The following is an 11,884-nucleotide window of genomic DNA, read 5'->3' as shown; positions in this document are numbered from 1 at the left end:
TCTAATAGTAAAAACTTGAGGATAGGGAAGTGAACAATATGACCTGTAATTCTAGCGACGAGCATGATACATACTTTGATGAAAGTTGTGTATGTAATATCGTCAAATTCATATATGAATTACAAGAATGTGCATCCACTGCTTATTTATCACAATATAATGCTCCATTCCTCCGTCCGCAATATACAGCAAAAGCAGCAAACACACGTCCATTTATTTTATTCACAAAATCAGGAGACCCATTTGAAGCATATGTTCCTTCTGCAAATAAAAATTGCCACTCTCCTATTTTCCGTGTAGAAAGTGTAGATGAAAATTGCTGCGCTGTACTTCGGGCATTAATCGTTATTATAGGTAAAGAACCTGACAAGAGCCCAAATCCCGTCTGTACTTACTTAACGATCCCGCATGCTAAATTACGTGCAACCTCTTCTTGTGTCACGGTTGATTTGCATTACTTTTGTGGTATTCAATGTTTACGTGATGCATTTGTTACAAACTGCTGAATATATAACAGCATAGTATAACCTTTTAACATATAATTTTTCTTGTCCATTAACTTCCCGATTCTTCACCATAGTATCTCAATATGTCCGCAAAATTAACCCTTCGCTATATGCCCTGCTTTAAAGGTATATAACTCTCCGATGCAATATAGCTTCATTGTCTTATTACAAAAATTCCTTTTCATATATTTTCATACAAAACAAAAACACTCACGATAACATGAGTGTTTTTTCAACCTTGATTTTGTTGATTAGAAATGTTCTTTTTCTTACCACAATTACAACCCTTTTTCTTTACGAAGCCTTGTTGCTGTAATTGCTGCGCTTGCTGTTGTTGCTGCGCTTGTTCTTCCTGTAACTGTTGTTGCATTTGCTGCCACTGTTGCATATCATATGGATTTGGTTGCAGGTTATCTTCCATAACAAACATCTCCTCCGCTGTGCAATTCTATCTATTCACTATATGAACAGCCTTTCCTTTCTGTTCACCTATTTTTATGTTATTAAAGTCCGATTTTCCAACTAATCATCAGTTAAAAATCCCTATTCTTCAACAAATCTCCCAATTATCGTTTCAATAATAGCCGCTGCCCCTGCGAGTGCCAACAACGCTAATACAGGTTCTGCAACTTTAGGAATCCAATGATAAAAGAGAAGTAAAAATGCACTAATCCATACACCTGTACACCAATAACAACTTAACAATTCACCAATCCATTTTTGAATTCCAGTCCCCTTCACTTTCATATATGTAGACATGGTTCCATCGTGTTCTTGAATTTGTACTTCTTCAATAAAAGGAGAGCGTATAAAGCTGGTAATTTTATCGTATACAATGAGACGCGTAAACCGAAACACAGCTAACGAAAAAATAAAGAATAAAAACCAACTATTGAAGAGCATTCTTCTCATCTCCTTATTTCCATTTACCGAAACATAAAGCATATCGCAGCATCCAACAAGCGGAAGACTTTACTCTCCTTTAAATGAGGACAAATAAAGGCTTATCCTTCTAAAAAAATCATGCTAAGAACCGTAACCGATTTGCTCCTATTTCAATACTCTAATAGTGTAAATGAAAACTAAATATAAGGAGTGAAATTCATGAGTTGTAAAGATGAAAGACATGATCATCACCATCACCGCTCAAACTGCGTATGTGACGTGGTAAAATTTATCGATGAATTACAAGATTGTGCTTCTTCCGCTTGCCCGACAGGCTGTGACGCTCCATTTTTAGGAGCAAATCAAGGTGCTAAATTCGCAAACACTCGCCCTTTTTTGTTATATACTACAGAAGGCGAACTTTTTTCTTCAGTATTCTTCCTAGAAAATGATCCTACAACACCAAATGATGATATCTGTGCACGTTCTCCTATTTTCCGCGTAGAGAGTGTAGATGATTGCTGTGCCGTATTACGGATATTAGTTCCACCTACACTTACACGAGAAACGTCCCAAACACCTGAGGATATTGTTTGTGCGTTTTTAAAACAAACAATACCACAATTAATCTCTACAAATTTATCCATCACAGTTGATTTAAATTGTTTCTGTGCTATTCAATGTTTACGTGATGTAAATGTTCCAGGCGTATAATCGCTTGATTAGAACAATTTGTAAAACTAAAAAACTATGAGGTGGTAGGTATTACTACCACCTTTTCTATATCCCCATAATTTGAATCGATACAATCTCTTCAAACTTCACATGAAATGTTTCAAATGTTTGTGGTGAATTAATAGATACATAACCATCTTGGTAATTGGTAATAAACCCTACGTATATATCCTTCTCTGCTATGACACGGCATTTTACATTTGGAATGTAATGCGGTCTATGCATAAAAAAATATATTTTCTCTTCATTGTTCATATCTTTAAACGATTTTCTCGTCAAATCCTTAAAAAAAACTTGAGATTTCCCATCCTTTCTTTCTTCCGCTTCCTCATCTACCACTTCTGTTGATTTTTCAGCTTCTTCTAGTCCCTCTGCCACATTTGTTACTTCTGTTACTTCTTCCACTTCTGTTACTTCTTCCACTTCCGCTACTTCTTCCACTTCTTCCACTTCTGCTACTTCTTCCACTTCTGCTACTTCTTCCACTTCTGCTACTTCTTCCACTTCTGCTACTTCTTCCACTTCTGCTACTTCCGCTAACTCAATACTTTCTGCAATATCTGAGCTTACTTGTTGATCTACCTCTTCATCCAATGTAACAGTTTCTTCTTGAATCAACTGTTCTACTTCGTCTTCTTTCACAACATTTTGCACGTTCTCCTTTTGTTCAGAAACGCTGTGATTCAATTTAATAATAAACGTTTGTTGTATACTTAACTTACCTTTCTCCAAATTAGGTTCCGCCGTATAAAGAAGCGGCTGGTTTTTTATCTCCTCAGTTTGCTTTTTAGTCAAGGTTCTCCCTCCTGTCAACAACACTTCTCTTCAAAGTATATTCCCAAAAGTGAAGAACTTGCTTTTAAATTTATAAACAATACGGAATCTACATCATTTTACATAAAGATATTTTAAGCTAAGTTTTGATAAAAAAAAGCGCCCTATTTTTAGAGCTACCCAGTACCATTATTTTCCACCTTTCATACAATATATACAAGTTAGACATTTTAAATTATTTTTATCAAAAAGATTAGGAGGAATTAATTTGAATAGGTTTAATAAACATAACTGCATACCGCTTAATTGTTTATTTCCTTTACCTGAACCCGGACCGACTGGACCGACTGGGCCGACTGGGCCGGCTGGGACTGGCGCTGGGCCGACTGGGCCGACTGGGCCGGCTGGGACTGGCGCTGGGCCGACTGGACCGACTGGGCCGGCTGGACCGACTGGGCCGGCTGGGACTGGCGCTGGGCCGACTGGGCCGACTGGGCCGACTGGACCGACTGGACCGACTGGGCCGACTGGGCCTACTGGACCGACTGGACCGACTGGACCGACTGGACCGACTGGGCCGACTGGGCCGACTGGGCCGACTGGACCGACTGGACCGACTGGACCGACTGGGCCGACTGGGCCGACTGGGCCGACTGGGCCGACTGGACCGACTGGACCGACTGGACCGACTGGGCCGACTGGGCCTACTGGTGGTGGTGGTACTATAGTTGCATTTTCATCTGGACTGACGCCAGCTAACATGACTGTTATTGGCCCTGGGTTAATTGGTATTCCGAGTTTCATTGGATTTGGAACTGCTACTCCTGGCGCGGTCGCATTAGGTGCTAATATAAACTTGGCGGGCTTAGCCAATGAAGCATTTACCGTACCTCGTGTTGGAATTCTTGATTCAATATTTGCCAACTACACCGCGACAGGGTTTAATGTGCCTACTACTGCAACCGTTCGAGCACAATTATATATCAATCTCGCTGTCAACAATAACACCAACGTATTTACTCCATTCGGGCCTTTGGTGACATTAGCTCCAGCCATCGTAGGAATTGTAGGTTTCTTAAATGCTGATGGTAATGCAACCGGAATAAATTTACAGGTGAATCCAGGAGATCGTTTGCTAATGGTCTTTTCTTTATTAGGCGGTACTGGTTCTGTTGCTTCTCTTCTTACAGGCAACGCAAGTGCTGGCATTTCAATTCTTTAATTTAATCATCTCACCAAAAAAATCAAAAGACATCGTTACACCTTTTCGACAAAAGAGGGAGATTCTAATCCAGTAAAGATTGAACTATTGACCTAGCGGGTAGGTATGAAAAAAGAGATGTCTTTTTAGATAGCAAGAATTCGATATTCAATCGGATTCTTGCTTTTTTCTTTATCTACTCTCTTATCGCTGTCTGTGGCTATGATTAGAACAATCAAGAGGCTACAAAGATTCCTAAAGTGCATGTGTAATTCTTGTGAAACAATCAAATTTAGTCACCTCACAAGAAAACAAAGTAATTTAGAACTATTTCGGATTAAGACATGATTTTTTTTTAAGCGCCCCTATTTCGTAGAGAGTATCCAGTACCATTATCTTCTATTATTCATACAATGTATGGATGTTTATATTTTTATTAAATTTCATACAAAAGATTAGGAGGAATTAATTTGGATAGTTTTAATCAACATAATTGCATACCACTTAATTGTTTATTCCCTTTACCTCAACCCGGACCGATCGGACCAGCTGGGCCTACTGGGCCTACTGGACCTGCCGGAACAGGTAATACTGGACCAACTGGGCCAACCGGGCCTACTGGGCCTACTGGACCTGCCGGAACAGGTAATACTGGACCAACTGGACCAACTGGACCAACCGGGCCGACCGGACCAACTGGACCAACTGGACCGACTGGACAAGGATGTTGTCCATGTAACAACCTGCTCGACAACCCTGGATTTGATGATGCACCGACAGGGGGGGCAGATCCGGTTCCAGGTTGGAATCAGTCACCGACAGGTGCCCTTGTAGTCGGTCAGCCAAACGCTCACAGTGGCATTTTACTTTCACCAACCGGTGGCACGCCACCCACTGAGCCATTACTCCGTATTCAAGCCGTGCAGATTCAACCAGGCGCATTTATTAGCCAGACGGTCCCTGTTAACCCAGGGTGTTGCTATACGCTTTCCTTTGCCGCAGATATAAGGGATGGTGGCATACTCGTAGCTTCTGTATCTTTCCCAGCCCTTGGTCAGGATTGTCCTCCTACTATTGCGGAAATTATTGCAGATGATATCCCACACATTGTACCATCTTCACCTGCACCTCAATCTGGCTTCCAGCATTTCACTCTTGTTATATGTGTGCCTACTGGCATTCCTGTTGTAGACACAGCTTGCGTCACTTTCCAAAACGCTGCTACACCAGCCTCACCAGGAGGATCGGCCTTTGTTGACAATATCGTATTTCAACCTACTGGCGGACCTTGTGATTCATGTACGCAGAATTTCTAATTTTGACGAAGTGGCAGCTCCCTAGTGGAGCTGCCATTTACAGGCTGTGGAGAAAGTCTTCCCCACAGCCTGTTTCGTGTTTGAATGCTTTTTCATCTGTCATTATGAAATCTCTATTATATATTCTCTCAGCGCTTCCTCCCATTGCCTCATAGGAGCAAAACCATTCAATTCTAGGCACAGATGCTGTAAAACCGAATAGCGTGGTCTTTCTGCTTTCACTCCATATTCTTCTGTTTTTACAGGGATGACTTTAACACCCGCTCCCATTTCCTGAAAAATACGAGTAGCAAACTCAAACCAAGAACATTCCCCCCGATTTGACACGTGGTAGGTTCCATACTGATTCGTTTGTATCATTTCGCCGGTTTTACATACTAGATCTTTTGTATAAGTAGGACACCCAATTTGATCACACACAACGCGTAGCTCCTTTTTTGTCTGAGCCAACGTCTGCATTGTCCGCACAAAATTTGGACCTTCCCCGCCATACAGCCATGATGTTCTCATAATAAAGTACCGACTGTGAAAATTTTTTACTGCTTCTTCCCCCGCTAGCTTGGAAGCACCATATACATTAAGAGGATTTGTTTGATCAAATTCGTGATAATCACGCGCTTGCATTCCATCAAATACATAATCCGTACTAAAATAAACAAGTTTCGCTCCTATTACTTCCGAAGCTACCGCTATGTTCCTTGTCCCCAATGCATTTATAGCATATGCTTCTTTCCAGTTTTCTTCAGCAGCATCTACTTTTGTATACGCAGCGCAGTGAAGGACAAGATCTGGTTTTAGGTTTTTCATGATAGGATTAAGTGACGTAGCATCTGTAACATCTAATTCTTTTCTTGTAAAACTATAGAGTGTATCCCCTTTTTCTGTAAAATAAGCAATAAATTCTTTACCAAGCTGACCTCCTGCTCCTGTAACAAGTACTTTCACTTTATCTCACCTACTCTTTAATGGCTTCCACCATTGTTCATTCTTCCTATACCATTCTATTGTATCCTCTAAGCCTTTTGTAAAGGAGTATACCGGTTTCCATCCCAGTTCTCTCTGTAACTTAGACGAATCGATTGCGTACCGCCAGTCATGACCAAGGCGGTCTGGAACGAAGGATATCATATTCTTTGATTTTCCTAGCTTTTCTAAAATCATTTCCACAATCTCTATGTTTCTCTTTTCATTATTACCTCCAACATTGTATATTTCTCCGTCCCTTCCATTATGCAGAACTAAATCAATTGCCGTGCAATGATCGAATACATGAAGCCAATCCCGCACGTTTTGTCCCCTCCCATATACAGGAAGTTCCTTATCTTCCATTGCATTTGTAATCATAAGCGGAATGAGTTTCTCTGGATATTGATATGGACCGTAATTGTTAGAGCAGCGTGTAACAATTACAGGAAGTTTGTACGTTTCGAAATAAGAAAGAGCAATTAAATCCGAGCTGGCTTTACTAGCAGAATAAGGGCTATTTGGTGAGACAGGAGTCTCTTCTGTAAAATAACCAGTTTCCCCTAGAGATCCGTACACTTCATCTGTTGAAATGTGAAGGAATCGCTGAATACCAAAAGTTTTAGCAGCTTCCAATAATACAGCTGTTCCTACTATGTTTGTCGTATAAAATTGCATAGGACCCTGTATACTTCTGTCTACGTGCGATTCCGCTGCAAAGTGCACAATACTATCAATTTTGTAATCTTGCATTACAGCTTGAATTTTCTCAGCATCTCTTATATCTCCTTGTATAAAGGTATAATTACTAAGAGGTTCTATATCCTTGATACTAGATAAATTGCCAGCGTATGTTAACAAATCATAATTAATAACATGGCAATCAGGATACTTCTTGAGAAAATAACGGACAAAGTTACTACCGATAAATCCTGCTCCTCCTGTGACTAGTACATTCATGTCAATGTCTCCTTAAATTGAAAGTAATGAGTTGTTTCTGTAAATTTAGGCAACATGCCATCTTTTTCTGATAAAATTGGGTTACTAACGGGCCATGAAATAGCAAATTCTTCATCATCCCATGCTATCCCACTATCACATGACGCGTCGTAAAATTCATCTACTTTATAATGTACAATTGTGTGAGGAACGAGTGTACAAAAACCATGTGCAAATCCCTTTGGTACAAGTAACAGTCGATGATTATCACCCGTTAGCAAAAATGATTGCCATTTCTTGTAGGTTGGGGATCCCTTCCTCAAATCTACAATGACATCAAAAATCGCACCTTGTATAACCTGTACGAGCTTTGTTTGAGCTCTTGGTTCTAGCTGAAAATGCAGCCCTCTTATCACACCCGCTTCCTTTGAATACGATGTATTGTCCTGTACAAATTTGTGGTGAATACCGAGATGCCTCAGCACCTTTTCATTATAACTTTCCTTAAAATACCCGCGCGCATCATGAAACACACTCGGCTCAATGAACTTAACATCAGAAAGAGATGCAGGAATCGTCTTCAACTCTTCCCTCCCCCTCCATTAAACTCATCACCAAAATCTACATGTTGCGCTAATGTATTCGCTTTATACAGTGAAGGGTGCGTTCCGGCATCCGTCCACCATCCTTTCAGCGTATCGTAGGTAAGTACTCCTCTTGCCAAATACTCATTATTAATATCTGTTACTTCCAATTCTCCTCGATCAGAGGGTTTTAACTGACTGATCATCGAAAACACACTGTTATCGTACATATAAATTCCGATTACAGCATAGTTGCTCTTTGGAGAAGCCGGTTTTTCTTCAATGCATACAATCTTACCATCTTGAATATGAGGAACCCCAAAACGACGCGGGTCATCTACTTCTTTTAATAAAATTCTGGCTCCTGCCCCTTGCTTTCTGTAATTTTCTACATACGGTTTCAAGCTGTCAGAAAAAACATTATCACCTAAAACGACAATCATCTTCCCATTTCCCACAAACGTTTCGCATAACCCAAGTGCTTCAGCAATTCCTCCCGCTTTCTCTTGTACACGATATGTGAAGGCCACCCCAAAATCAGCTCCACTGCCAAGAAAACTGACTACATCACCCATATGTTCTTTCCCGGTAATGACAATAATATCTGTAATCCCGCATTCCCGAAGCTTATATACCGAGTGATAAATCATTGGATAGCGACCGACGGGAAGCAAATGTTTATTTGTGACCTTTGTAATCGGGTACAATCGAGATCCAGTTCCACCGGCAAGGATAATCCCTTTCATTTTATCCCTCCCCCTTCAAACCATTTGTATTTTTGGTTCATACACTACACCCTTCAATTTTCATACATTATCAATTTAACCTTGTAAACTCTCTGCATACCCTATATATGTGCATAATGCTTTTCTATATTCCTCTTTATCTAATTCCTTGCTTTAAAGTTGATTACTTTCTGTTAAGGGACTACTAAACAACAAGAGCTTATACACTCTCCTGTTTACCATCTGAAATATTGGCACACTTACACTTAAGCTCTTACTATCTATGGTTTTATAAAAAAGGCATATACTCTTGTATAAATACCTTTCTATACGCTTCATATGAAAGCGCATCAAAGTCATCCCCGCAATAATGTATACACCATGATTCTAATTGGCTTGCTACCCCTACTTTATATCCTTTCTTAATAAACTCTAAACACTGCGAAATATCATAAAAGTGGTAGCCCGTAAACAAGTCTTCCCGCCAAGGTAAATCATATTGTGTAACCATTAACAGACCATCTACCGCTTGCACGGGCACATAAGGTATACGATGCTCGTACTGATCAAACGTAAGAGTGCGAAAAGCTCCTCTTCTCTCCTCAATAACTTTCCCAACCATCTCTTTTCCCTCCCACCATACCCCACTCTCAGGAATCTTTTTACATCCAATCATTCCAAACATACCTAATGAAGAGTCATTTTGAAATAAAGATAATACGTTAAATAAAAAATAGGGGGAAATAATGAATGTATCTTGATGTAGATAAATTTTATACTTGGCATCATGTAGCATTGCTTGATTATATCCTTGTGTCATACTCTTAGAATTACGAACCGCTAAGAATTCTATCGTATACGCTTCTGGAACGTACAAACATTGTATATGCCTCTTACATTTTTCATATAGTTGATCATCATTTATACAAGTAACAAATAAAAATGTATTTTCACTCATTATCCCAATTCACTCTCCTTAAATTTACTGTTTAAGAGCCAGTTGAAAATATAATTTGCAACTTTAAACAGCTTCATTACTTTTCATCACTGTTTAAAGTTGCATGTAATTTTGAAAGTAAACAGAGTGTAACAGCTACATTATTATTTAGAAACAGTATTTTTTATTCTCCTCAACCACTTCAACACCTTGATTACTGTGAAATTAGATCTGACTATTGTTCTAGCCATCATTTAGCTTCATTTGATAAACAATTATTTAATTTCGTCTTTTATATAAAGAAAAATACTCGCTACACACTGCTTTTTACGCTCTAACTTATCCTACGTCAGAATAACCATATGGATCTCCAAATGCCTTTAAACAACTCCTATCTTTTATTTTCCTTACACATTATATTTACTACCTACATATATATGTCTTTCGTACAAGCGATCTAGTTGAAAGCGTAAAATAAAGAAAGTTTTTTCATCACCATGGTATGTAAAAAAATAACTATCTACTAAGTTTTAGAATACCTATCATAGGAAAAGGGCTTTCTCATCAGATATAAGAAAGCCCCAGTAATTAAATATATTCTACTTTACATTTCATAATTTCGCTGTAATATTTCTTTGTTCTCTAAGACAGTTTTAAAAATTTCACTATGTCCCTTTGGAAATAGAACTCCTAATCCAAATGAATGTCTAAATTCAATAGAAGGATATTGGGTTTTTAAAGTATTCCACAATTTATAAACCCCAAATTCCCTATCCATCACAGCAATATCATGAAATAAAACAATACCCTTATCCGCTACTTTAGGTAACCACGTTTGAAAATCATGTGAAACTGCTTCATAAGAATGACACCCATCAATATGAAGAATATCAACTGTTTCATTTTGAAACATTTCTAAAGCCTCATCAAATGTATTCTGAACTAAGGTCGCTATATTAGGATAGAATTTATTGACTACTCCTTTAACTGTTTGATAAACATCTTCTCCATAAGAACCGCAATGTTGATCACCTTTCCAAGTGTCAACTGCAAAACATTTAGTTGATAAATTTCCGTCTTTCACAGCTTGACAGAAGCTATAAAACGAAGCTCCATAGTGTGTACCTAATTCAACAATTTTTTTAGGCTTCATAAATCTTACTAAATCATATCCAAAATTCAGATGTCCAGCCCATGCTGACATGCTTATCACAGTAGGATTATAATTATTTATTTCACTTAAAACATTATTATTTTTTTTCCATTCATGATGTATTAAGTCCGGATAATTTTTAAGAAATATTTGTCTTTCTTTTTCAAATCCCTCATAACTGATAATACCGCAATCATGTATGCACCACGGTGTATCTTGCTTAGGAACTCCTATATCATAACCATGATTAATAAATTCAAAACATTGAGAGACATCATAGAAATGCCACCCTTGAAATAAATCTTCTCTCCAAGAAAGATCATATTGTGTAGCCATAATTAATCCATCAATGACTTTTACCTTTTCATATTCATTTTCTACATTATACCTTCCTGTTAAAGATAATTGCCCTTTCCCTGATGGAGTATGATACACCACTCCATAAGGTTGACTACTTTCCCACCATACTCCTTTTGGTACTGTTTTTGAACCAATTACTCCTATCATTCCTAACTTAGCATTTCGATCAAACAGTTCAATTATGTTGGATATGAATTTTTTATTAATAATGGAAACATCTTGATGTATATAGACTTTATATTTAGCATCGCTTTTTTTCATTCCTTGATTATAGCCGGACGTCATACTTTGAGCTCCTTCGATGGTCACAATTTCTATTTCATAACCCTCAGGTATTTCTAATTGTTTGATATGTTTTAAAGCTATACTGTATTCAATAGAATCGTTAACACAAGATATGAAACATATTTTCTTATCATTCATTTAATCATCACCTTAACAAATTAAATTTATTTTATCCTCTGGACAATTAAACATGAAATTCATAAATCCATACATTGAGTAATGAAATACAAAATAGATTATAAAATACTCACCGACTTTAACCCTACAACCTATATACTAGCTGTATTTCGAGTTCCAGCTTCTCTCTTGCTAAAACCCTAACCTCAGTTTATATAACACCTCCCTTTTTTGTTAATGAAAAAGGGAGGATTAGGAAACTTAACGATAACAACAATCATTTTATTTATACATGCTTCTTTTGTATCAAAAGAGGTATGATTATAAAAGATTGTTAATTATACTCTCCTAATCTATTTCTAAAAAATATAGTTTTCACGGATATGATACAACATATTTTATTT

The 11,884-nt window shown here is 38.1% G+C and carries 13 protein-coding genes and 1 pseudogene; 4 read left to right on the top strand and 10 right to left on the bottom strand.

Features of this window, described 5'->3' with window-relative positions; genetic code table 11:
• Positions 1–38: 38 nt before the first annotated feature.
• Positions 39–506, top strand: a complete 468-nt coding sequence (locus C564_RS0100435) for a CotY/CotZ family spore coat protein (RefSeq protein WP_018764045.1) — start codon at positions 39–41, stop codon at positions 504–506.
• A gap of 232 nt (positions 507–738) precedes the next feature.
• Here C564_RS0100435 and C564_RS0100430 read toward each other — a convergent pair whose 3' ends face one another.
• The gene (locus C564_RS0100430) at positions 739–936 is read right to left on the bottom strand and encodes a hypothetical protein (RefSeq protein WP_003195959.1); all 198 of its coding nucleotides are present in this window, start codon (positions 934–936) and stop codon (positions 739–741) included.
• Positions 937–1,049: 113 nt separating this feature from the next.
• The gene (locus tag C564_RS0100425) at positions 1,050–1,409 is read right to left on the bottom strand and encodes a DUF1360 domain-containing protein (RefSeq protein WP_018764043.1); all 360 of its coding nucleotides are present in this window, start codon (positions 1,407–1,409) and stop codon (positions 1,050–1,052) included.
• A 201-nt stretch (positions 1,410–1,610) separates the two neighbouring features.
• Here C564_RS0100425 and C564_RS0100420 point away from each other — a divergent pair, with 201 nt between their 5' ends.
• Complete coding sequence (locus tag C564_RS0100420) at positions 1,611–2,105, top strand: CotY/CotZ family spore coat protein (RefSeq protein ID WP_003195957.1); 495 nt, start codon at positions 1,611–1,613, stop codon at positions 2,103–2,105.
• Between the two features lie 66 nt (positions 2,106–2,171).
• Here C564_RS0100420 and C564_RS0100415 read toward each other — a convergent pair whose 3' ends face one another.
• Positions 2,172–2,921, bottom strand: coding sequence for a CotO family spore coat protein (locus C564_RS0100415; protein WP_018764042.1), 750 nt, complete (start codon positions 2,919–2,921; stop codon positions 2,172–2,174).
• Between the two features lie 247 nt (positions 2,922–3,168).
• On the opposite strand from C564_RS0100415, the gene C564_RS37230 reads away from it, so the two are divergent.
• Complete coding sequence (locus C564_RS37230) at positions 3,169–4,122, top strand: exosporium glycoprotein BclB-related protein (protein WP_018764041.1); 954 nt, start codon at positions 3,169–3,171, stop codon at positions 4,120–4,122.
• Positions 4,123–4,571: 449 nt separating this feature from the next.
• Entirely contained in the window at positions 4,572–5,417 is an 846-nt protein-coding gene (locus C564_RS36040) for a hypothetical protein (RefSeq protein WP_018764040.1), read from the top strand.
• A gap of 102 nt (positions 5,418–5,519) precedes the next feature.
• On the opposite strand, the gene rfbD is transcribed toward C564_RS36040, so the two are convergent.
• From rfbD to C564_RS37220, 7 genes and pseudogenes are all read right to left on the bottom strand, one after another.
• On the bottom strand, positions 5,520–6,362 hold the full coding sequence (rfbD, locus tag C564_RS0100395; RefSeq protein ID WP_018764039.1) for a dTDP-4-dehydrorhamnose reductase: 843 nt from the start codon (positions 6,360–6,362) through the stop codon (positions 5,520–5,522).
• Positions 6,363–6,368: 6 nt separating this feature from the next.
• On the bottom strand, positions 6,369–7,340 hold the full coding sequence (gene rfbB / locus C564_RS0100390) for a dTDP-glucose 4,6-dehydratase (RefSeq protein WP_018764038.1): 972 nt from the start codon (positions 7,338–7,340) through the stop codon (positions 6,369–6,371).
• Positions 7,337–7,903: a dTDP-4-dehydrorhamnose 3,5-epimerase gene (rfbC, locus tag C564_RS0100385; RefSeq protein WP_018764037.1), complete on the bottom strand. Its 567-nt coding sequence runs from the start codon at positions 7,901–7,903 to the stop codon at positions 7,337–7,339. Before rfbC ends, rfbB begins: the two co-directional genes overlap by 4 nt.
• Positions 7,900–8,649 carry a sugar phosphate nucleotidyltransferase gene (locus tag C564_RS0100380; RefSeq protein WP_003203906.1) on the bottom strand — a complete coding sequence of 250 codons (750 nt, stop codon included), beginning with the start codon at positions 8,647–8,649 and terminating at the stop codon, positions 7,900–7,902. Before C564_RS0100380 ends, rfbC begins: the two co-directional genes overlap by 4 nt.
• Before the next feature lie 268 nt (positions 8,650–8,917).
• Positions 8,918–9,586, bottom strand: a complete 669-nt coding sequence (locus C564_RS0100375) for a glycosyltransferase family protein (protein WP_018764036.1) — start codon at positions 9,584–9,586, stop codon at positions 8,918–8,920.
• 583 nt (positions 9,587–10,169) lie between these two features.
• Complete coding sequence (locus C564_RS37225) at positions 10,170–10,841, bottom strand: class I SAM-dependent methyltransferase (protein ID WP_051107050.1); 672 nt, start codon at positions 10,839–10,841, stop codon at positions 10,170–10,172.
• 21 nt (positions 10,842–10,862) lie between these two features.
• Positions 10,863–11,501 (bottom strand): annotated as a pseudogene (locus C564_RS37220) (glycosyltransferase family protein); the annotation flags it as partial.
• Between the last annotated feature and the right edge of the window lie 383 nt (positions 11,502–11,884).

Source organism: Bacillus sp. 105MF (assembly GCF_000374885.1).
Taxonomy (GTDB): Bacteria; Bacillota; Bacilli; order Bacillales; family Bacillaceae_G; genus Bacillus_A; species Bacillus_A pseudomycoides.
The sequence above is the reverse complement of the archived record's forward strand: the minus strand, read 5'-3'. Positions and strand labels throughout refer to the sequence as shown.